Raw genomic sequence first — 19,815 nt, 5'->3', positions numbered from 1 at the left:
CCCCCGGATCGCGCCCTTTGCCGGTCTTTTTGAGACGCTTATGCCGCCGCGCGGCTCGAAAGATAGGCGCGCGGCGAGGTGCCGAGCATGCGGCGGAACATGGTGGTGAAGGCCGGAACGCTCTCGTAGCCGGCGTCGAGCGCGACGCGTGTCACCGGCTCGCCGGCGGCAAGGCGCGGCAGGCAGGCGAAGAGGCAGGCCTGCTGGCGCCAGGTGACGAAGCTGACGCCCATCTCCTGCCGGAAGAAGCGCGTGAAGGTGCGCCGGCTCATATGGAGCTGCCTTGCCCAATCGTCGATCTTGGCGGTGGGCGAGGGATGGTCGACGAAATCGCGGCAGAGGCCGGCGAGCCGCCCGCTCGCCGGGAAGGGCAGGCCGAGGCGGCGTTCCGGCAGGCGGCCGATCTCGTCGAGGAGCAGCGCCATCACGAGGTCCGCCCGGCCCCGGTCGTCGGGCACCCGGCCCTGCTGCACGGCCGTGGCGATGAGCTGGCGGGCAAGCTCCGTCACCTCCAGCACCGCCGGCTCGGGCGAGGCCGCCTGGCCCGTCGGCGCATGGATGTAGACCGAGCGCATGCTGACGTCGCTGCACATCTCGACGGAATGCTCGAGGCCCTGCGGAATGACGAGGGCATGGCCGGGCGGGATCATCCAGCGCCCGCGGTCCGTCGCCACCAGCACCACGCCGGAAAAGACGCAGAGGAACTGCGCGCGGCGGTGGCGGTGCAGCGGCACAACATAACCGCCCGGAATATCGGTGCTGTGGACGAGGACATCCGCATTCGACTGCTCCATGCGGGCGAGATTGCGCACATGTTCGTCGTTGAGCGCCTGCAGGCGTGCGGCGGTCAATTTTTCCATCTTTGGCCCATTCGCGTAAGAAGTGGACCTCACCACAAAAGCAGGCCGCACGCAATCCTTGTAATGGAGGCGCAACGGATCTCCTCCCCTGGGACCATTTCGAGGCCACCATGTCCACTATCGTTCCTGCGGCCCCGCGCGGCGCCGTCACCACCACCTATTCCATCATCCTGGCGGTCAGCGCCTGCCACATGCTGAACGACATCATGCAGTCGCTGCTGACGTCGCTCTATCCGCTGCTCAAAGAGAATTATGCGCTCGATTTCGTGCAGATCGGCCTTTTGACCATGGCGTTCCAGGTCACGGCCTCGCTGCTGCAGCCGGCCGTCGGCCTCGTCACCGACCGCTGGCCGATGCCCTTCTCCCTGCCGGTCGGCATGGGCAGCACCTTCGTCGGGCTGATCATGCTCGCCTATGCGCATTCCTTCCCGGTGCTCGTCTTCGGCGCCTGCCTGATCGGTCTCGGCTCGGCGGTCTTCCATCCGGAATCCTCGCGCGTCGCGCGCCTTGCCTCCGGCGGCCGGCACGGGCTCGCCCAGTCGATGTTCCAGGTCGGCGGCAATGCCGGCACGGCGCTCGGGCCGCTGCTCGCCGCCTTCATCGTGCTGCCCTTCGGCCAGACGAGCGTCGCCTGGCTCTCGGTCGTCGCCCTTCTCGGCATGGGCATCCTCACCTGGGTCGGCAACTGGTATGCCGGCGAGCGCCGGCTTGCCGCGAGCCGCCCGGCCGCGAGCCGCGAGCTGCCGCTGCCGCGCGGCAAGGTCGCCTGGGCGCTCGCCGTCCTCGTCCTGCTGACGACGACGAAGAACGCCTATCTCTCCAGCATCTCGAGCTATTTCACCTTCTACACGATCAACCGCTTCGGCCTCGACGTGCAGCAGGCCCAACTCATGCTGTTCCTCTTCCTCGGCTCCTCGGCGCTCGGCGTCTTCCTCGGCGGGCCGATCGGCGACCGCTTCGGCACGCGTTTCGTCATCTGGTTCTCGATCCTCGGCGTCATTCCCTTCGCGCTGCTGCTGCCCTATGCCAACCTCTTCTGGACGGGCGTGCTGACGGTGATGATCGGCCTCATCTTCTCCTCGGCCTTCTCCAACATCGTCGTCTTCGCGCAGGAACTGGTGCCGGGCCGCGTCGGCATGATCGCCGGCATCTTCTTCGGCTTCGCCTTCGGCGCGGGCGGCCTTGCGGCGGCCCTGCTCGGCGGCGTCGCCGACAGCCGCGGCATCGGCTTCGTCTTCAAGGCCTGCTCCTACATGCCGCTGCTCGGCATCCTGACGGTCTTCCTGCCGCGCCTGCCGGCAAAGCACTGAACCTTGCCGGAAGCACGCACGAAAAGAGGCCCGGATGCACCCCGCATCCGGGCCTTTGCTATTGCGCGCGGCCGCGCGCGGCATTATGCCTTCTCCTGCTCTAACGGGGTGCCCGCAGGTTTGCCTGCCGGCTGAGAGGCGGTTTCGCCAACCCGAAGAACCTGATCCGGCTCGTACCGGCGGAGGGATTAGACGGCACATCCAGCGCCCTATTCCCGTTTGTGACCAGACAAGGAGGCGCCGATGCGCAAGACTGTTCTCATTTCGATCGCGGCGCTTGCCGCATCCCTCGCCTTTCCCGCGTTCGCGCAGGAAAAGACGCTGACCGTCTACACCTACGAAAGCTTCGTCGCCGACTGGGGACCGGGGCCGAAGGTCAAGGAAGCCTTCGAGAAGACCTGCGGCTGCAAGGTCGAGTGGGTGAGCGCGGCCGACGGCGTCGAGCTCCTCACGCGCCTGAAGCTGGAGGGCGAAGGCACGAAAGCCGACGTGGTGCTCGGCCTCGACACCAACCTCATCTCCGAGGCCAAGGCGACGGGCCTCTTCGAAAAGCACGGGCTGACATCGGAAGGCCTCACCGTGCCGGGCGGCTTTTCCGACGATACGTTCCTGCCCTACGACTACGGCCATTTCGCCGTCGTCTATGACAGCGAGACGCTGAAGAACCCGCCGTCGAGCCTGAAGGACCTCGTCGAGGGCGACGCCTCGCAGAAGATCGTCATCGAGGACCCGCGCACCTCGACGCCGGGCCTCGGCCTCCTGCTCTGGGTGAAGTCCGTCTACGGCGACAAGGCGGGCGAGGCCTGGGGCAAGCTGAAGGACCGCGTCCTGACCGTCACGCCCGGCTGGTCGGAGGCCTACGGCCTCTTCACCAAGGGCGAGGCGCCGATGGTGCTCTCCTATACGACGTCCCCCGCCTATCATGTGATCGCGGAGAACACCGAGCGCTACAAGGCGGCCGCCTTCTCCGAGGGGCACTACGTGCAGATCGAGGTGGCGGGAATGACGCGCACCTCCGACGACAAGGATCTCGCCCGGAAGTTCCTGACCTTCATGGTCGGGCCCGAGTTCCAGTCGGTCATCCCGGAAACCAACTGGATGATGCCCGTCGGCAAGACGAAGGAGCCGCTGCCGGCCGCCTTCGACGCGCTGGTGAAGCCGGAAAAGACCTTCCTGATGTCCTCGGAGGAGGTCGCGGCCAACCGCAAGGCCTGGATCGACGAGTGGCTTTCCGCCATGAGCGCGAAATAAGATGCTGTTCGCCCGCGCCGAACGCCGGACGCTGCGCGCCGCAGGGGCTTTCGCCCTTTGCGGCGTCGTCGCCTTCGTCGGCGCGGCGACGGTGGTGCTGCTCGGCCACGCGGGCGAGGGCGGCGGCGCGCCGCTCTTCGATGCCTATATCCGGCGGGTGGCGACGTTCACGCTGATGCAGGCCGTGCTCTCCACCGCGCTTTCCGTGCTGCTCGCCATCCCCGTCGCCCGGGCGCTGGCGCGCCAGCGGACCTTTCCGGGGCGCGTGTGGATCCTCCGGCTTTCGGTCGTGCCGCTCGGCCTTCCGGCGCTGGTCGCCGCGCTCGGTATCGTCGAGATCTGGGGGCGGCAGGGCGTCGTCAACGATCTCCTGCGGCTCGCCGGCCTCAAGAATCCCGTCAGCGTCTACGGGCTTGCCGGCATCCTCATCGCCCATGTCTTCTTCAACCTGCCGCTCGCCGTGCGCTTCCTTGTCGCCGCGCTGGAGCGCATCCCGCCGGAATACTGGCTGACCTCGGCCAATCTCGGCATGCGGGGCGGGGCGGTCTTCCGGCTGATCGAATGGCCGGTCATCCGAAGGGTGCTGCCCGGCATTGCCGGCCTCGTCCTCATGCTCTGCGCGGCGAGCTTCACCATCGTGCTGACGCTCGGCGGCGGGCCGGCGGCCACCACCATCGAGGTAGCGATCTACCAGGCGCTGCGCTTCGATTTCGATCCGGCGCGCGCCGTGCTGCTCGCCTTCCTGCAGATCGTCGTGACGGGCGCGCTCATCGCGCTCCTCTCGCTCTTCGGCCGCCCGCCCGAGGAGGGCGCGACGGCGGGCCGCGCGATCCGCCGCTTCGACGGGCGCCGGCGGCGCCTTGCCGACAGGCTCGTCATCCTTGTCTTCACGCTGTTCACCGCCGCCCCGCTCGCCGCCACCCTCGTCTCGGGGCTTGCGGCGGATTTCACGCGGCTTGCGCTCGATCCGCTGCTGCATCGGGCGCTTCTCACCAGCCTTGCCATTGCCTTCGCCTCGGCGAGCCTCAGCCTCGCGGTCGCCCTGCCCATCGTGCTGGTGCCGCAGCTTCTCGGCGCGGGCGATACGGGCATGGGAACGCGGCTGATGGCGCGGGCGCTGCCGGCGGTCGGCTCGCTCATCCTTCTCGTGCCGCCGGTCGTCGTGGCGACGGGCTGGTTCCTGATGCTGCGCACCTTCGGCGAGACGGGGCATTTCGCGCCCGCCATCGTCACGGTCATCAATGCACTGATGGCGCTGCCCTTCGTGATCCGCGTGCTGGAGCCGGCCTATCGCACGCATCTGGCGCGCACCGCCCGGCTGGCCCTCAGCCTCGGCATTACCGGGTTCGACCGCTTTATCCGGATCGACTGGCCGGCGCTGAAGAAACCCTTCCTCACGGCCTTCGCCTTCGCCATGGCGCTGTCGCTCGGCGATCTCGGCGCGGTCGCCATCTTCGGCGCGGAAGGCTTCGTCACGCTGCCCTGGCTGCTCTTTTCCCGCATGGCGAGCTACCGCACGGCGGATGCGGCGGGCATCGCGCTCGTCCTCGGCGTGCTATGCCTTCTCCTGACGCTGCCCTCGACGGCGGCGGACCGTTCCAGCGAAAGCCCATCGTCCGATGCCTGAAACCGCGATCCTCCTTTCCGACGTGACCGTGCGCTTTGCGGAAAAGCGGCTTGCCTTCGACTGCGCCGTCCCGGCCGGTGCGGCGGTGGCCGTCGCCGGCCCCTCGGGAGCGGGGAAATCGACGCTGTTCAACGTCATCGCCGGCTTCGAGACGCCGCGCACGGGCCGCGTCGAACTGCTCGGGAAGGACATGGCGGGGCGCGAGCCGGCGGAGCGGCCGGTCTCCGTGGTCTTCCAGGACAACAATCTCTTCGCCCACCTCTCCATCGCCGACAATGTCGGCCTCGGCATCGATCCGGGGCTGAAGCTCGATTCGGCGGCGCGCCAGAGCGTCTTCTCGGCGCTGTCGCGCGTCGGGCTCGGCGGCTACGAGCGGCGCCTGCCGGGCTCGCTTTCCGGCGGCGAGCGCCAGCGCGTGGCGCTTGCCCGCGCTCTGGTGCGGCGCCGGCCGATCCTTCTGCTCGACGAGCCCTTCGCCGCGCTCGATCCGGCCATGCGGGGCGAGATGGCGGACCTTCTCGCCGAACTGCGCGCCGAGACGAAGAGCACGATGCTTTTCATCACCCACCAGCCGGAGGATATCCGCCGGCTTGCCGACCGGGCGATGTTCATCGAGGAAGGCGCGATCGTGCTCGACGAGCCGGTACGCGATTTCCTTTCGCGTCGGGAACCACCAGGCGTTGCAAAATTCCTCGGCCATTCGGCGATCTAGCATCGGGCAGGTCATCCTGTCGCTCCGCCGCGCCACAATTTGGACGCCCCCCTGTGTCACCGGAGCCACATGAAAACCGTTTGTCGAATCGGGAGTTGCCGGCCGGGTATGGCGCGTCTATCTCATCCATTCGAAGGCGCGAAGATGCGCGCCCGCGCTGCACCCGAGGGCTGTGGCAAGGGCGCGAACCCATCAAGGGGCTTGGGCAAGAGACATGGCGAAAGCGACGCAGGAAGCTGCAACGGTATCCGGGCGCGGGGTCGTGAGACCTGCCGCGGCCTTGCTGCTGGCCGCCTTCCTCCTGGCCGGCTGCACCACGCTCTTCGAGCAGGCCTATGAGCCGGCGATCTCGCCGTCCTCCAATCCGCAGATCGTCGAGGAAGTGCAGAAGAACGATCCGCGTGCGCAGATGGGCGCCCGCGAGCATCCGCGCATCGTGGCGAGCTACGGCGGCGAATACAAGGACGCCAAGACCGAGCGGCTCGTTGCGCGCATCGCCGGCGCGCTGACGGCGGTGTCGGAGAACCCGAACCAGTCGTACCGCATCACCATCCTCAATTCGCCGGCGATCAACGCCTTCGCGCTGCCGGGCGGCTATCTCTACGTCACGCGAGGCTTGCTGGCGCTTGCCAACGACGCCTCCGAGGTCGCGGCCGTCCTCTCGCACGAGATGGCGCACGTCACCGCCAACCACGGCATCGAGCGGCAGAAGAAGGAAGAGGCCGAGGTCATCGCCAGCCGCGTGGTGGCCGAGGTGCTGTCCAGCAACATCGCCGGCAAGCAGGCGCTGGCGCGCGGCAAGCTGCGCCTTGCCGCCTTCTCGCGCAACCAGGAGCTCCAGGCCGACGTGATCGGCGTGCGTATGCTGGGCGAGGCGGGCTACGACCCCTATGCCGCCGCGCGCTTCCTCGATTCCATGGCGGCCTATGCCCGCTTCACCGCCGTCGATCCGGATTCCGACCAGAGCCTCGACTTCCTTTCGAGCCATCCGAGCGCGCCGCAGCGCGTGGAGCTTGCCCGCATGCATGCCCGCGCCTTCGGCCCGGAAGGCACGATCGGCGACCGCGGGCGCGACTACTATCTCGCCGGCATCGACGGCCTGCTCTACGGCGATGCGCCGGAAGAGGGCTATGTGCGCGGCCAGACCTTCCTGCACGGCAAGCTCGGCATCCGTTTCGACGTGCCGGCCGGCTTCCAGATCGACAACAAGGCCGAGGCGGTGCTGGCGACCGGCCCGGGCGACGTGGCGATCCGCTTCGACGGCGTCGCCGACAGCCGCGGCCAGGACCTCGTCAACTACATTTCCAGCGGCTGGGTGACGGGCCTCAGGCCCGAGACGATCCGCCCGATCACCATCAATGGCCTGCCGGCGGCGACGGCGAAGGCCGCGGCCGACCGCTGGGAATTCGACGTCACGGTGGTGCGCATCGACGGCCAGATCTACCGCTTCCTGACGGCGGTGCCGACCGGCTCGGCCGCCCTGGAGCCGACCGCGAACATCCTGCGCAGCTCGTTCCGCAAGCTGACGCCGGCGGAAGTCGCCTCGCTGAAACCTCTGCGCGTGCGCGTCGTCACCGCGCGCCCGGGCGACACGGTCGCCACATTGGCGGGCCGTATGCTGGGGACCGACCGCAAGCTCGACCTCTTCCGGCTGATCAACGCCATGACGATCACCAGCACGGTCCAGCCCGGCCAGAAGTTCAAGATCATCAGCGAATGACGGCACGGGCCGGGACCGAAAAGGTCGATCCTGGCGACGAACGAGCATCGCCCCGCGCACTCCGTCATCCTTATCTGTGTATTGCGCGAGAATATTGTATGTTCGCGTTGCGGCAGCGTACCTTGTCATCCCAGGTCGCCAGAGACCGTGTCCGAGCACGGTACGCTGCCGTTTTGCATGCTTCACCCGAACAGTTGACCGGGAGGCCGTAGACGCGGCGATCCCGCAGGATAAGGCCGGGCATCATGACGATAGCATCTTGTTTCATCGGGATCGACGTTTCCAAGGGCTGGCTGGATTGCTACATCCATCCGCAGGCACGACGGTACCGCCTTGCCAATGACGCCAAGGGGCATGCGGCGCTTGTCGAGTTGCTGGAGCGACAGGGCGGCTTGTGCGTGCTTGAGGCGACGGGCCCTTATGACCGGGCGCTGCGGCTTCACCTGCATGGTGCGGGCCAGCGGTTCCACCGTGCCAACCCGCGCAAGGCCCGCCAGTTCGCAAGGTCTGCCGGCTTCCTGGCCAAGACGGACCGGGTCGATGCGATGATGCTGGCCCGCTACGGTGCGGCGATGCCCTTGCCGGACGAGGAACCGTGCGAACCGGAACGGCAGGAACTGCGTGTGCTCATGGACCGGCGTGACCAGCTGGTGGAGATGCGCAAGAGCGAGCGCATCCGTCTGGCCGAGCCCCATGCCGATTGGATGAAGGCAAGCCTCCTGCAGGTGATCGACATGCTCGACCGCCAGATCGCAGCCCTGCAGGCGCGCATGGACGCACTCCTGGCATCGGCGCACACCCTTTTGCAGGAGGAGGCCATCCTACGCTCGGCACCGGGCATCGGGCCTGTCACGGCAAGGGTCCTGCTTGCCCACATGCCGGAACTGGGCAAGCGGAACCGGCGGGCCATCAGTGCCCTTGCCGGGCTGGCGCCGATCGCCTGCGATTCAGGCAACCTGCGGGGCAGGCGCTGTATCTGGGGCGGGCGGAAGCGGGTTCGCGACGCTCTCTACATGGCAGCCCTGGCCGCTTGCCGCTCGGGTCCCTTCCAGGCGATCGCCAAGGCCATGCGCGAAAAGGGAAAGCCCGCCAAACTCGTCCTCATCGCAATAGCAAGGCGCCTGCTCGTCACACTCAATGCCGCTATCAGGGACAACAAACCAGTGCGTACTTGACACAACAAACACAGTTGCTCGGGTCAAGCCCGACCATGACGGAAGAGAGGTGCTTATAGGCGGAAACGCCGGTCTTTTGCTTTAGCGCAGCCTCAGAGGCCGAAGGCGTCCTTGAACTGGTACCACCAGGAGCCGATGGTGGAATATTGCGCGCGGAACATGCGCCCGCCTGGGAAGGGAATCCAGGGCAGCTTCTCGAACTGGCTGTAGCGCGAGAGATCCCCGTGGATCGCCTCGCTCAGGATCTTGCCGAAGAGATGCGAGCCGGTGACGCCGTGGCCGGAATAGCCATGGGCGAAATACGTATTTTTGCCGATCTTGCCCATCTGCGGCACGCGCGAGAAGGAGAGGGCGAAATTGCCGCTCCAGGCATAGTCGATCTTCACGCCCTTGAGCGAGGGGAAGACCTTTTCGAGGTTCGGGCGGATTTTCGCGCGCACGTCGGCGGGGTCGGTGCCGCCGTAGACGGTGCCGCCGCCGAAGATCATGCGCTTGTCGGCCGACAGGCGGAAATAGTCGAGGATGTAGCGCACGTCCTCCACGCACATGTCGCTCGGGATGAGCGCATCGGCCCGCTCGGCGCCGAGCGGTTCGGTGGCGATCATCTGGGTGGAGACCGGCATGACGCGCGAGACGAGCTTCGGCACGACATGGCCGAGATAGGCATTGCCGCAGATGACGGCGGTGTTCGCCGTAACGCTGCCCCTTGCCGTGTGGATCACCGGCTTTTCGGCCTCGTGCTCGACGCGGATGACGGGGGACTGCTCGTAGATCACGCCGCCGAGGGATTCCAGCGCGGCGGCTTCCCCGAGAGTGAGGTTGAGCGGATGCAGGTGGCCGCCGGTCGTATCCAGCATGCCGCCGACATAGGCGTCGGTGTTGACGAGCTTGCGGATGGCGTCCTTGTCGAGCAGCTGGTGGTCGTCCATGCCGTAGCGCTTCCACAGCGCCTTCTTGTGTTCCAGCTCCCTCATATGGGCGGGCGTGTAGGCGGCGTAGATGTTGCCGTTCTTCAGGTCGCAGTTAATGCCGTATTGCGAGACGAGGCGGCGGATGATCCGGCCGCCCTCCTGCACGAGGCCGCCGACGAAGGCGCCGGCTTCCTCGCCGTAGCGGCGCCTGATCGTGTCGAGGCTGGCATTGAGGCCGTTGACGAGCTGGCCGCCGTTGCGACCGGATGCACCCCAGCCGATGCCGGCGCCCTCGACCATCACCACCTTGTAGCCGAGTTCGGCAAGGTGGATGGCGGTGGAAAGGCCGGAATAGCCGGCGCCCAGCACGGCGACGTCGGCCGTGACCGCCCCTTCCAGCACCTTCGGCGTGCGGACGATGTTGCGGGAGGCAGCGTAGTAGCTGTCGGGATACGCGCCGTTGCCGGCATAGGACTGGTTTTGGGCCATCAGACGATTTCCAGATAGGCGCTGAATTCGAAGTCGGTCACCTGCTCGGCGAAGCCGGCGATCTCCTGCCGCTTGCAGGCGATCAGCATGGAGCGCAGGTCCGCATCGAAGATCTCCGAGACGATGGAGCCGTTCTCGAAGGCGGTGACGGCCGAGCCCCATTCCGAAGGGATGCGCGGAAGCTGCGAGAGATAGGCCCGGCCCGAGACGGGCGCCGGCGGCTCCCACTTGTTGCGGATGCCGACGAGGGCGGCGCCGAGGATGCCGGCCATGACGAGATAGGGATTGGCGTCCGCGCCGGCGACGCGGTGCTCGATGCGCCGCGCCTTGTTGTTGCCGCCGGGAATGCGGATTGCCGCCGTGCGGTTCTCGTAGCCCCAGGAGATCGAGGTCGGGGCGTGGGTGTCGGGACGAAGGCGCCGGTAGGAATTGTAGTGCGGGGCGAAGAGCAGGGTGGATTCGGCCATGCCGCGCGTCAGGCCCGCGACAGCGTGCTTCATGATGGCCGAGCCTTCCGGCGTGCCGTCGTCGAAGACGTTGTTGCCGTCCTCGTCGATCACGGAGAAATGCATGTGCATGCCGCTGCCCGAGCGCATGCCGTAGGGCTTGGCCATGAAGGTGGCGGCAAAGCCGTGCTTGCGCGCGACGCCCTTGATGATGCGCTTGAAGAACAGCGCGTCGTCGGCGGCCTTCAGCGGGTCGTCGGAATGGATGAGGTTGATCTCGAACTGGCCGATGCCGTTTTCCGCCACGGCCGAATCCGCCGGCACGTTCTGCCGCTCGCATTCGGCATAGACGTCGGAGAAGAACTGGCCGAAATCGTCCAGTTCGTCGATGGAGAGGATGGCGTCGGAATCGAGGCGCTTGCCGGTATAGGGCGAGATCGGCGGCTCGGCATGGTCCGGCTCGGCGTCGATCAGGTAGAATTCCATCTCCGAGGCGACGACCGGGCGAAGGCCGAGTTCATGGTACTGCCGCACGATATGGGCGAGCGCCTGGCGCGGATCGGCAAGGAAGGGCTCGCCCGATTCCTTGAACAGCCAGAGCGGCACGACGGCGGACGGCTTCAGCGTCCAGTTGACGGGCAGCGCGCCGCGGCCGGTCGGGCTGCAGATGCCGTCCATGTCGCCGCTGGCGAACACATGGCTGGAACCGACGATGTCCTCGCCCCACACGTCGACGCCCGCGATGGACAGCGGCATGCGGATGCCGCCCTTCAGCACCTTCTCGGCCTGCCCAACGGGCACGCGCTTGCCGCGCAGGATGCCGTTCAGGTCGCAGATGACCGCCTGGATGCTCTCCACGCCGTCGGCATTGATGAGCCAGTTGGAATCCTCGTCCAGCACCATGATCCCCTTCCATATCACATAATTATTTTTGTGATCACATTTTCAGGATATGCACACTTTCTTGTCGTGGGTCAAGCTGCTAGAACCTGTCCGACGGGCAGGATAGCACCCGGCGGCCTTTCGCAGGAGGAATGGATTGGGCAACTTGGCGCTTGAGCCGCTGGACCGGCCGGAAGGCATGACGACGCATGAATATGCGCATCGGCGCCTGCGCCAGGCGATCATGGTGGGCTCCATCCGGCCCGGGGAATCGCTGACGATCCGGGGGATCGCGGAAGCCATGGAATCGAGCCCGACGCCGGTGCGCGAGGCCTTGCGGCGCCTGTCCTCGGAAGGGGCGCTGCGCGTCCTCGACAACCGCCGCATCATGGTGCCGCGCATGACAGCCGACCGCTTCAGCGAGCTTGTCTCGCTGCGCGCCGTGCTGGAGCAGCATGCCGCCCGCCGCGCCGTGCCGCATATCACCGAGCGGCGCATCGACCGGCTGGAGGAGATCGACAGGGCGCAGGACGAGGCCATCGCCCGCAAGGACAATGCGACCGCGCTGCTCCTCAACCAGGAATTCCACCGCACGCTCTACACGGCCAATCCCGAGCAGGTGATCATGCCGATGGTCGAGAGCGTCTGGCTCCAGCTCGGCCCCTTCCTCGGCATCGCCATGGAGCATGTCGCCCAGCTCTATTTCGTCGACCGTCACCATGAGGCGATCGCGGCGCTGCGCAAGCGCGACGAGGAGGCCGTCGCCGCCGCGATCAAGGCCGACATCTCCGAGGGCATCGGCGGCTTCGAGCGCGCGGCGATAGAAAACCTGCTCCGGCTTGCGGGGCAGTAGGCCTCCGGCCGCGGGTGTTGCCTTGCCGCGGGCCGCATGCATTGATGAACCGACGTGACTTTCCTTGGGGCAGGCAGATGAAGACGGATGTGATTGTTCTCGGCGCGGGCGTGGTCGGCATTTCGACGGCGATCCACCTGGCGCGGCGCGGCAAGCAGGTCGTGCTGATCGACCGGCGCGGGGCGGCGGAGGAAACCTCCTACGGCAATGCCGGCCTCATCCAGCGCGAGGGCGTCTACCCCTACGGTTTCCCGCACGATTTCGGCGCGCTCTTCCGCTACGCGCTGAACAACACCATCGACGCGCATTACCATCCGTCCGCGATCCCCGGCATCATCCCGTTCCTGGCGCGCTACTGGTGGCATTCCGGCTTCCGCCAGCACCAGAGCATCGCCCATCTCTATGCGCCGCTCATCGAGCATTCGATCAGCGAGCATGCCGACCTCATCGCCGCCTCCGGCGCCGAGGAACTCATCCGCAAGGACGGCTGGATGAAGGTTTTTCGCACGGAGAAGGCGCGCGACGCGGCCTATGCGGAAGCCGAAAAGCTCTCGGCCAATTTCGGCGTCAACCACCAGAAGCTGACGCCGGCGGAGCTTACCGCCGCCGAGCCGGATATCCGCGCCGAACTCACGGGAGGCCTCCGCTGGACCGATCCGTGGTCGATCCTCGATCCGCAGAGCCTCCTGAAGCGCTATCTCGCCTATTTCCAGTCGCTCGGCGGCGAGCTGAAATCGGGCGATGCGGCCACCATCGAGCATGTGCTGGAGGGCGAGGGTTGGCGCATCGCCACGCCCGAAGGCCCGCTCGAGGCGAAGGACGTCGTCGTCGCGCTCGGCCCCTGGGCCGATACGGTGACGCGCAAGCTCGGCTATCACTTCCCGCTCGCCGTCAAGCGCGGCTACCATATGCATTACGGCGCGGAAGAGGGCGCAAAACTCAACAACTGGGTGCTCGATGCCGAGCGCGGCTATTTCCTCGCGCCCATGCTGCGCGGCATCCGCCTGACGACCGGCGCGGAATTCGCAAGGCGCGACACGCGCAAGACCCCGGTGCAGCTTCGCCGGGCGGAAAAGGTGGCGCGCGAATTCTTCCCGCTCGCCGAGCGGCGCGACGAGGAGCCGTGGATGGGCGCCCGCCCCTGCACGCCGGACATGATGCCGATCATCGGCAAGGCCCCGCGCCACGCCGGCCTCTGGTTCGCCTTCGGCCACGCCCACCACGGCATGACCCTCGGCCCGATCACCGGCCGCGTGCTGGCGGAAAAGATGCTGGGCGAGCGCACGGCGATCAATATCGGCCCGTACCGGCCGGAGCGGTTCATCGCCTGAGGGCAAGGGGCCTTGCTTTGACTAAGCTCGGCCGCGTGCATTTCCAGCTCTCACACTCTCCCCACCCCCCTCCCACCGTCGTCATCCTCGGGCTTGACCCGAGGATCCATGCCACAAAGACAGGTTCTGCCGTGTCGGTGGATCCTCGGGTCAAGCCCGAGGATGACGATGGAGAGGTGGTGGGTCTGGCTGGTGGCTGTCGAATGCCAACCGTTCCAGTGCCCGCGCCACCCTATCGCCGGATCCGCGTCGACAGGATGATCGACGACAGCGTGCGCTCCACGCCGTCGATGGCGCCGATGCGGTCGATGAGGTGGTCGAGCTCGGCGATGGACGCCGCCTCCACCACGGCGATGAGGTCGAAGCTGCCGCTGACCGAATGGAGCGTGCGCACGGCCGAGATGGCGTGCAGTTCCGTCGTGATGCGCGCCAGCGTCTTAGGGGCGATGGTGATGAGGACATGGGCCTTCACCATGCCGCTCTCGTAGGCGTCGGAAAGTTTCACCCCGTAGCCGGCGATGACGCCGTCGCGTTCCAGCCGGTCGATCTTCGCCTGCACGGTCGTGCGGGAAAGGCCGAGCCTGCGGGCGATGGTCGCGGTCTGCTCGCGGGCGTTCTCGCTGAGGATGGCAAGCAGCTCCCGATCCTTGGCGCCTAGCGTCGAAATGCTCATTTTCACCGTCGTTCTGCCGATATCGATGGCGCATTATGCCAGATGCGGCGCTTTAAATCGACAGGTCCCGCCGTCAAAATAAGCGCATCAATTCATGCCGGAGGGAAATCACATGAAGGACATCGTCGTCATCGGCGCAGGCAAGATCGGCTCGACCATCGCGCGCATGCTGGCCCATAGCGGGGACTACCGCGTCACCGTCGCGGACCGCTCGGAAGACCAGCTTGCCGCCATCGAGCGCCACGCCGCCGTTTCCACCGCCGTCGTCGACATCGCCGATGCCGCCGCCATGAAGGCGCTGCTCACCGGCAAGTTCGCCGTTCTCTCGGCTGCGCCCTATCACCTGACGGTCGCCATCGCGGAAGCTGCCGCCGCCGCGGGCGTCCACTATCTCGACCTTACGGAAGACGTCGAATCCACCCGCCAGGTCAAGCGCATCGCCGAAAACGCCACGACGGCCTTCATTCCCCAGTGCGGCCTTGCGCCGGGCTTCATCTCCATCGTCGCCAACGACCTTGCCAGCCGCTTCGACACGCTCGACAGCGTGCGCATGCGCGTCGGCGCCCTGCCGCAGTACCCCTCCAACGCGCTCAACTACAACCTCACCTGGAGCACGGACGGCGTCATCAACGAATATATCGAGCCCTGCGAAGCCATCGTCGAAAGCGCGCTGATCGAGGTCCCGGCGCTGGAAGAGCGCGAGGAGTTCTCGCTCGACGGCGTGACCTACGAGGCCTTCAACACCTCGGGCGGCCTCGGCACGCTCTGCGAGACGCTGAAGGGCAAGGTGCGCACGCTGAACTACAAGACGATCCGCTATCCGGGCCATGCCGCCATCATGAAGGCGCTGCTCAACGACCTCGGCCTGCGCCATCGCCGCGAAGTCCTGAAAGACATCTTCGAGAATGCCCTGCCGACCACCACGCAGGACGTCGTCATCATCTTCGTGACCGTCTCGGGCCGCAAGAACGGTCGCCTCATCCAGGAAACCTACGCCAACAAGGTCTACAGCGCCCCGGTCGCCGGCAGCCTGCATTCGGCGATCCAGATCACGACGGCCGGCTCGATCTGCGCCGTGCTCGACATGCTCGCCGACGGCTCGCTGCGCGCGAAGGGTTTTGTCCGCCAGGAAGAAATCGCCCTCGACGCCTTCCTCGCCAACCGCTTCGGCCATTACTACGCCCAGGAGCATCACGGCGCCCGCGCCGCCTGATTTCCCGGACTCTTCAAACGCCCCGGCCGGTCCGGGGCGTTTTCGTTCGTGGCCCGGCCGCGGGGAAGCAAAGAACGCCGCAAAGGCGCGGAACAATAAAAATGGGGCCTCTCGCGAGGCCCCTTTTCTTTTGCCGGGTCGCTTTGCGGTGGCTCAGGAAAGCCGCGCGCAGGCGTCCGCGATGCGGGTCAGCGCCTCCCTCAGTTCCGCTTCCGACGTGGCGTAGGAGATGCGGAAATAGGGCGAGAGGCCGAAGGCGGAGCCGGGGACGACGGCGACATGGGCGTCTTCGAGAAGATAGTCCGTGAAATCGCTGTCGGCTTCGATGCGCTTGCCTTTCGGGGTCGTCTTGCCGATCATGCCGGTGCAGCCGGAGAAGGTGTAGAAGGCGCCTTCCGGGGTGCGGCAGGCGAGGCCGGGAATGGCGTTCAAGGCCGAGACGACGAGATCGCGGCGGTGCTTGAAGCTTGCCTGGCGGTCCTTCAAAAACGCCTGAGGGCCGTTGAGGGCCTCGACCGAAGCGGCCTGGCTGACGGAGGACGGGCAGGAGGTCGCCTGGCTCTGGATCACGGCCATGGCCTTGATCAGTGCCTTCGGGCCACCGGCATAGCCAATGCGCCAGCCGGTCATGGCATAGGCCTTGGAGACGCCGTTGATCGTCAGCGTCCGGCTTTTCAGGCGCGGCTCGATGGCGACGGGGGTGACGAACCTGAACCCATCGTAGACGATGTGCTCGTACATGTCGTCGACCATCAGCCAGACATGCGGATGGCGCAGCAGCACGTCGATGAGCGGACGGTAGTCTTCCTCGCCATAGGCCGCGCCCGAGGGGTTGGACGGCGAATTGAGGAGCACCCAGCGGGTCTTCGGCGTGATCGCCTTTTCGAGCTGTTCCGCTTTAAGGCGGAAGCCGGCTTCGGCATCGCAGGGGATCAGCACCGGCACGCCGCCGCAGATTTCCACGATGTCGGAATAGGAGGTCCAGTAGGGCGTCGGGATGATCACCTCGTCGCCCGGATTGACGCTCGCCATGAAGGCGTTGAAGAGGATCTGCTTGGCGCCCGTCGCGACGGTGACTTCGTCGATTGCGTAGTCGACATCGTTCTCGCGGCGAAATTTTTCGACGATCGCCTTCTTCAGCGCCGGCGTGCCGTCGAGCGCGGTATATTTCGTCTCGCCGCGGTCGATGGCTGCCTTGGCGGCTTCCTTGACGTTGTCGGGCGTGTCGAAATCGGGTTCGCCTGCGCCGAGGATGATGACCGGCAGGCCGTCCTTCTTCATGGCATTCGCGCGCGCGCCGATCTGTAGGATCTTTGAAACGCCGATGGCGGCGATGCGCGAGGCGGGCGTGAAGCCCGCCTCCTCGATCTTGGTGGAGACGGTCATGGCCGCTTACTCGATATCGAAGGAGACGCCCTGGGCGAGCGGCAGGGCCTTCGAATAGTTCACCGTGTTGGTGGAGCGGCGCATATAGGCCTTCCAGGCGTCGGAGCCGGATTCGCGCCCGCCGCCGGTTTCCTTCTCGCCGCCGAACGCGCCGCCGATCTCGGCGCCCGAAGTGCCGATGTTGACGTTGGCGATGCCGCAATCCGAGCCGTCGGCCGACAGGAAGCGCTCGGCCTCCTGCACGTTGAGCGTGAAGATGGAGGAGGAGAGGCCGGCCGAAACGGCGTTGTGATCGTCGAGAACGGCGTCGAAGTCGGAATATTTCATGACATAGAGGATCGGCGCGAAGGTCTCTTCGAGGACCGGGCCGGCCTGCTTGGGCATTTCGACGATGGCGGGCTTCACATAGTAGGCCGTGTCCTTGCCGGCCTCGGTGACGCGCTCGCCGCCGGTGACGGCGCCGCCCTCGGCCCTGGCCGCTGCCAGCGCCTTCTGCATGCTGTCGAAGGCCTGCTTGTCGATGAGCGGGCCGACGAGGGCGGAGGTCTCCAGCGGGTTGCCGACGGAAACGCTCGTATAGGCCTTCTTCAGGCGCGGCACGAGCTGGTCGTAGACACTGTCATGCACGAAGAGGCGGCGCAGCGTCGTGCAGCGCTGGCCGGCGGTGCCCATGGCGCCGAAGGCGATGGCGCGCAGCGCCATGTCGAGGTCGGCGGACGGGCAGACGATGCCGGCATTGTTGCCGCCGAGCTCGAGGATCGAGCGGGCGAAGCGCTTTGCGAGGCGCGGGCCGACTTCCTTGCCCATGCGGGTCGAGCCGGTGGCCGAGACGAGCGCGACCTTGGAATTGTCGACGAGGGCTTCGCCGATGGCGCGGTCGCCGATGAGGACCTGGCTGAGGTTTGCCGGGGCGTCGCCGAAGCGGGCAAGGGCGCGCTCGAAGATCGCCTGGCAGGCGAGCGCCGTCAGCGGGGTCTTTTCGGACGGCTTCCAGACGATGGAATTGCCGGCGACGAGCGCGAGCGCGGCGTTCCACGACCAGACGGCGACCGGGAAGTTGAAGGCCGAGATGATGCCGACGACGCCGAGCGGATGCCAGGTCTCCATCATGCGGTGGCCGGGGCGCTCGGTGGCAATGGTGAGGCCGTAGAGCTGGCGGGAAAGGCCGACGGCGAAATCGCAGATGTCGATCATTTCCTGCACTTCGCCGAGGCCTTCGGAGGTGATCTTGCCGGCCTCGATGGAGACGAGGCGGCCGAGATCGGCCTTGGACGCGCGCAGCTCCTCGCCGAGCAGGCGCACGAGCTCGCCGCGCTTGGGGGCGGGCACGAGGCGCCAGGCCTTGAAGGCTTCGTGGGCGGCGTCGATCGCCTTGTCGGTCCCGGCGGCGGAAACCGTCTTCAGCTTGCCGATCTCCTCGCCGCTGACCGGGCTGTAGGAGGCCATGTCGCCACCCTGCCAGGCGGAGCGGGCAATGCCCAGCTTGTCGAGAAGGGCTTCGGTTTCCTTTTTCACGTCGACTTTCGTCATCGGGTATCTCCCTGTTGTCTCTCAGAAGGTCATGGTGCCGAGCGGGCCCGGCGAGGTGATGGTTTTGAGCCCGGCCGCAAGCGCGCGGATCTTTTCCGGGGTGTATTGGTCGTAGAAAATCTGGTTCTTGCGGCCGATGCCGTGCTCGGCCGAAAAGCTGCCGCCGAAACCCTCGACCGCGACGGTGAAGACCCACGCGCGCAGGTCCGCCTCGAAATCGGGATCGGCAAGGCGCGGGTCGTCTTTCGCGACGACGAGGTTGAAGTGCACGCCGCCGTCGCCGATATGGCCGAAGTCGCAGATCGTCACGTCCTCGAAGTGGTCCGGCATTTCCGCCTTCATATGGGCGAGGAAGGGCATGATGTCACCCCGGCGGAAGGACAGATCGAAGGCGATCAATCGCCCGCTATGCTTCACACCTTCCGACAGCGCATGGCGCAGCGCCCAGATCTCGTGTGGCGGGCCGACGAAGGCGTCCGTAAGCGGCGCGCCCTCCTGTTCCCAGATCGCGGCCAGAACCTCTTCCAGCACGGCGTCGAGCGGCTGTTCGCCTTCGCGCGGCGAGGTGGAGCGGGAGATTTCCGCGAGGATGACGAAATCCGGCACCACGCCGCCCTGGAAGGGATTGCGCAGCGAGGGCACATGGTCGAGCGCGGCGCGAACGGCATTGCCGGACATGCCCTCGAAGGCGGAAAGGTAGCTGCCGAGCGCGTCTTCCATGGCGACGAGCAGCGTTGCGACCGCTTCGGGCGAGGCCGGCACGAGCAGGGCGGTCGCGGACTGTTTCGGCGCAGGCTCCAGATTGAGGACGCATTCGGTGATGATGCCGAAGGCGCCCGTGGTGCCGATGAAGAGCTGCTTCCAGTCGATGCCGGTATTGTTCTTGCGCAGGTCCGAGGAAAGGTCGAGCACGGTGCCGGCCTCGTCGGCGAGGACGACGGTGAGGCCGAGCGTGTTGCGGCGCACGTCCCCGTAGCGCAGGAACCGCGAGCCGCCGGTGTTCGTGGCGATCATGCCGCCGAGGCGGGGATCGGCGCCGAGGTCGATGGGGAAGAACAGGCCGCTCTCCTCCAGCCGGCCGTTGAGGTCGGAAAGGCGCAGGCCCGCGCCGGCCTTCACCGAGCGGTTCACGCGGTCGAACGCGAAAGGCGCGGTCAGCCGGTCGAGGCTGAGAATGCCCTGAAGGCCGCTGTCGTCCGGCGTCGAGCCGGAGACGAGGCCGGTATTGCCGGACTGCGGCACCAGCGCGATGCCGTTCCTCACGCAATAGGAAACGACGGCGCAGGTCTCCGCTGTCGAGGCCGGGCGGGCGACGAAGGCGGCGCGGCCCTTGTCGTAGCGCGCGCCGGTCTCGTAGGCCGCCATGTCGGGTCCGGTGAGAAGGCCCTTCTCGCCGGCGATACCCTTCAGCGCTTCGATATGGCGTGCCTCGATCATGCTTTCGTC

16 protein-coding genes and 1 riboswitch are annotated in these 19,815 nt (G+C 66.6%); of the genes, 9 read left to right on the top strand and 7 right to left on the bottom strand.

The genetic code is table 11. The features are described 5' to 3' along the window. Positions 1 to 38 precede the first annotated feature (38 nt). Complete coding sequence (locus ACZ5TO_RS16400; protein ID WP_184144862.1) at positions 39 to 860, bottom strand: AraC family transcriptional regulator; 822 nt, start codon at positions 858 to 860, stop codon at positions 39 to 41. 110 nt (positions 861 to 970) lie between these two features. Between ACZ5TO_RS16400 and ACZ5TO_RS16395 the strand changes: the two genes are divergently transcribed. The 6 genes from ACZ5TO_RS16395 (at position 971) to ACZ5TO_RS16370 (ending at position 8,655) form a co-directional block, all read left to right on the top strand. After that, positions 971 to 2,170, top strand: a complete 1,200-nt coding sequence (locus ACZ5TO_RS16395) for an MFS transporter (RefSeq protein ID WP_184144861.1) — start codon at positions 971 to 973, stop codon at positions 2,168 to 2,170. Between the two features lie 94 nt (positions 2,171 to 2,264). Continuing rightward, positions 2,265 to 2,375: riboswitch (TPP riboswitch) on the top strand. Between the two features lie 38 nt (positions 2,376 to 2,413). Next, on the top strand, positions 2,414 to 3,421 hold the full coding sequence (gene thiB, locus ACZ5TO_RS16390; RefSeq protein ID WP_464798850.1) for a thiamine ABC transporter substrate binding subunit: 1,008 nt from the start codon (positions 2,414 to 2,416) through the stop codon (positions 3,419 to 3,421). A 1-nt stretch (position 3,422) separates the two neighbouring features. After that, positions 3,423 to 5,048, top strand: a complete 1,626-nt coding sequence (gene thiP / locus ACZ5TO_RS16385; RefSeq protein ID WP_464798849.1) for a thiamine/thiamine pyrophosphate ABC transporter permease — start codon at positions 3,423 to 3,425, stop codon at positions 5,046 to 5,048. Continuing rightward, a complete protein-coding gene (gene thiQ / locus ACZ5TO_RS16380; protein WP_184144858.1) occupies positions 5,041 to 5,760 on the top strand; it encodes a thiamine ABC transporter ATP-binding protein in 720 nt (239 codons plus the stop codon). The genes thiP and thiQ overlap by 8 nt, the downstream gene beginning before the upstream one ends. A gap of 214 nt (positions 5,761 to 5,974) precedes the next feature. Beyond that, the gene (locus ACZ5TO_RS16375; protein WP_464798848.1) at positions 5,975 to 7,480 is read left to right on the top strand and encodes a M48 family metalloprotease; all 1,506 of its coding nucleotides are present in this window, start codon (positions 5,975 to 5,977) and stop codon (positions 7,478 to 7,480) included. 245 nt (positions 7,481 to 7,725) lie between these two features. Continuing rightward, positions 7,726 to 8,655 (top strand): IS110 family RNA-guided transposase, encoded by a 930-nt coding sequence (locus tag ACZ5TO_RS16370; RefSeq protein ID WP_464798847.1) that lies wholly within the window; start codon positions 7,726 to 7,728, stop codon positions 8,653 to 8,655. Between the two features lie 92 nt (positions 8,656 to 8,747). On the opposite strand, the gene ACZ5TO_RS16365 is transcribed toward ACZ5TO_RS16370, so the two are convergent. Beyond that, entirely contained in the window at positions 8,748 to 10,055 is a 1,308-nt protein-coding gene (locus ACZ5TO_RS16365) for an NAD(P)/FAD-dependent oxidoreductase (protein ID WP_464798846.1), read from the bottom strand. After that, positions 10,055 to 11,404 (bottom strand): glutamine synthetase family protein, encoded by a 1,350-nt coding sequence (locus ACZ5TO_RS16360; protein ID WP_184144855.1) that lies wholly within the window; start codon positions 11,402 to 11,404, stop codon positions 10,055 to 10,057. The genes ACZ5TO_RS16365 and ACZ5TO_RS16360 overlap by 1 nt, the downstream gene beginning before the upstream one ends. 178 nt (positions 11,405 to 11,582) lie before the next feature. On the opposite strand from ACZ5TO_RS16360, the gene ACZ5TO_RS16355 reads away from it, so the two are divergent. After that, positions 11,583 to 12,236 carry a GntR family transcriptional regulator gene (locus tag ACZ5TO_RS16355; RefSeq protein WP_464800410.1) on the top strand — a complete coding sequence of 218 codons (654 nt, stop codon included), beginning with the start codon at positions 11,583 to 11,585 and terminating at the stop codon, positions 12,234 to 12,236. A 77-nt stretch (positions 12,237 to 12,313) separates the two neighbouring features. Further along, on the top strand, positions 12,314 to 13,567 hold the full coding sequence (locus ACZ5TO_RS16350) for an NAD(P)/FAD-dependent oxidoreductase (RefSeq protein WP_464798845.1): 1,254 nt from the start codon (positions 12,314 to 12,316) through the stop codon (positions 13,565 to 13,567). Between the two features lie 232 nt (positions 13,568 to 13,799). On the opposite strand, the gene ACZ5TO_RS16345 is transcribed toward ACZ5TO_RS16350, so the two are convergent. Beyond that, positions 13,800 to 14,240, bottom strand: a complete 441-nt coding sequence (locus tag ACZ5TO_RS16345; RefSeq protein ID WP_184144845.1) for an Lrp/AsnC family transcriptional regulator — start codon at positions 14,238 to 14,240, stop codon at positions 13,800 to 13,802. 112 nt (positions 14,241 to 14,352) lie between these two features. Here ACZ5TO_RS16345 and ACZ5TO_RS16340 point away from each other — a divergent pair, with 112 nt between their 5' ends. Next, positions 14,353 to 15,453 (top strand): saccharopine dehydrogenase family protein, encoded by a 1,101-nt coding sequence (locus ACZ5TO_RS16340; RefSeq protein WP_184144846.1) that lies wholly within the window; start codon positions 14,353 to 14,355, stop codon positions 15,451 to 15,453. A gap of 153 nt (positions 15,454 to 15,606) precedes the next feature. Here the strand turns inward: ACZ5TO_RS16340 and ACZ5TO_RS16335 are convergent, their stop codons facing one another. The 3 genes from ACZ5TO_RS16335 to ACZ5TO_RS16325 are packed head-to-tail and all read right to left on the bottom strand — an operon-like array spanning position 15,607 to position 19,806. Continuing rightward, positions 15,607 to 16,839 carry a pyridoxal phosphate-dependent aminotransferase gene (locus ACZ5TO_RS16335; protein WP_464798844.1) on the bottom strand — a complete coding sequence of 411 codons (1,233 nt, stop codon included), beginning with the start codon at positions 16,837 to 16,839 and terminating at the stop codon, positions 15,607 to 15,609. A 6-nt stretch (positions 16,840 to 16,845) separates the two neighbouring features. Next, positions 16,846 to 18,369 (bottom strand): L-piperidine-6-carboxylate dehydrogenase, encoded by a 1,524-nt coding sequence (gene amaB, locus ACZ5TO_RS16330; protein WP_464798843.1) that lies wholly within the window; start codon positions 18,367 to 18,369, stop codon positions 16,846 to 16,848. Between the two features lie 21 nt (positions 18,370 to 18,390). After that, positions 18,391 to 19,806 carry an FAD-binding oxidoreductase gene (locus ACZ5TO_RS16325; protein WP_464798842.1) on the bottom strand — a complete coding sequence of 472 codons (1,416 nt, stop codon included), beginning with the start codon at positions 19,804 to 19,806 and terminating at the stop codon, positions 18,391 to 18,393. Positions 19,807 to 19,815 lie beyond the last annotated feature (9 nt).

This window comes from Shinella sp. Sh6 (assembly GCF_055392685.1).
This window is presented reverse-complemented; position numbering and strand designations above follow the sequence as displayed.

What these genes read in the sequence shown, in the direction of transcription:
- ACZ5TO_RS16400 (WP_184144862.1), bottom strand. Translation starts at nt 860, where the DNA reads ATGGAAAAATTGACCGCCGCACGCCTGCAGGCGCTCAACGACGAACAT.
- ACZ5TO_RS16395 (WP_184144861.1), top strand. Translation starts at nt 971, where the DNA reads ATGTCCACTATCGTTCCTGCGGCCCCGCGCGGCGCCGTCACCACCACC.
- thiB (WP_464798850.1), top strand. Translation starts at nt 2,414, where the DNA reads ATGCGCAAGACTGTTCTCATTTCGATCGCGGCGCTTGCCGCATCCCTC.
- thiP (WP_464798849.1), top strand. Translation starts at nt 3,423, where the DNA reads ATGCTGTTCGCCCGCGCCGAACGCCGGACGCTGCGCGCCGCAGGGGCT.
- thiQ (WP_184144858.1), top strand. Translation starts at nt 5,041, where the DNA reads ATGCCTGAAACCGCGATCCTCCTTTCCGACGTGACCGTGCGCTTTGCG.
- ACZ5TO_RS16375 (WP_464798848.1), top strand. Translation starts at nt 5,975, where the DNA reads ATGGCGAAAGCGACGCAGGAAGCTGCAACGGTATCCGGGCGCGGGGTC.
- ACZ5TO_RS16370 (WP_464798847.1), top strand. Translation starts at nt 7,726, where the DNA reads ATGACGATAGCATCTTGTTTCATCGGGATCGACGTTTCCAAGGGCTGG.
- ACZ5TO_RS16365 (WP_464798846.1), bottom strand. Translation starts at nt 10,055, where the DNA reads ATGGCCCAAAACCAGTCCTATGCCGGCAACGGCGCGTATCCCGACAGC.
- ACZ5TO_RS16360 (WP_184144855.1), bottom strand. Translation starts at nt 11,404, where the DNA reads ATGGTGCTGGACGAGGATTCCAACTGGCTCATCAATGCCGACGGCGTG.
- ACZ5TO_RS16355 (WP_464800410.1), top strand. Translation starts at nt 11,583, where the DNA reads ATGACGACGCATGAATATGCGCATCGGCGCCTGCGCCAGGCGATCATG.
- ACZ5TO_RS16350 (WP_464798845.1), top strand. Translation starts at nt 12,314, where the DNA reads ATGAAGACGGATGTGATTGTTCTCGGCGCGGGCGTGGTCGGCATTTCG.
- ACZ5TO_RS16345 (WP_184144845.1), bottom strand. Translation starts at nt 14,240, where the DNA reads ATGAGCATTTCGACGCTAGGCGCCAAGGATCGGGAGCTGCTTGCCATC.
- ACZ5TO_RS16340 (WP_184144846.1), top strand. Translation starts at nt 14,353, where the DNA reads ATGAAGGACATCGTCGTCATCGGCGCAGGCAAGATCGGCTCGACCATC.
- ACZ5TO_RS16335 (WP_464798844.1), bottom strand. Translation starts at nt 16,839, where the DNA reads ATGACCGTCTCCACCAAGATCGAGGAGGCGGGCTTCACGCCCGCCTCG.
- amaB (WP_464798843.1), bottom strand. Translation starts at nt 18,369, where the DNA reads ATGACGAAAGTCGACGTGAAAAAGGAAACCGAAGCCCTTCTCGACAAG.
- ACZ5TO_RS16325 (WP_464798842.1), bottom strand. Translation starts at nt 19,806, where the DNA reads ATGATCGAGGCACGCCATATCGAAGCGCTGAAGGGTATCGCCGGCGAG.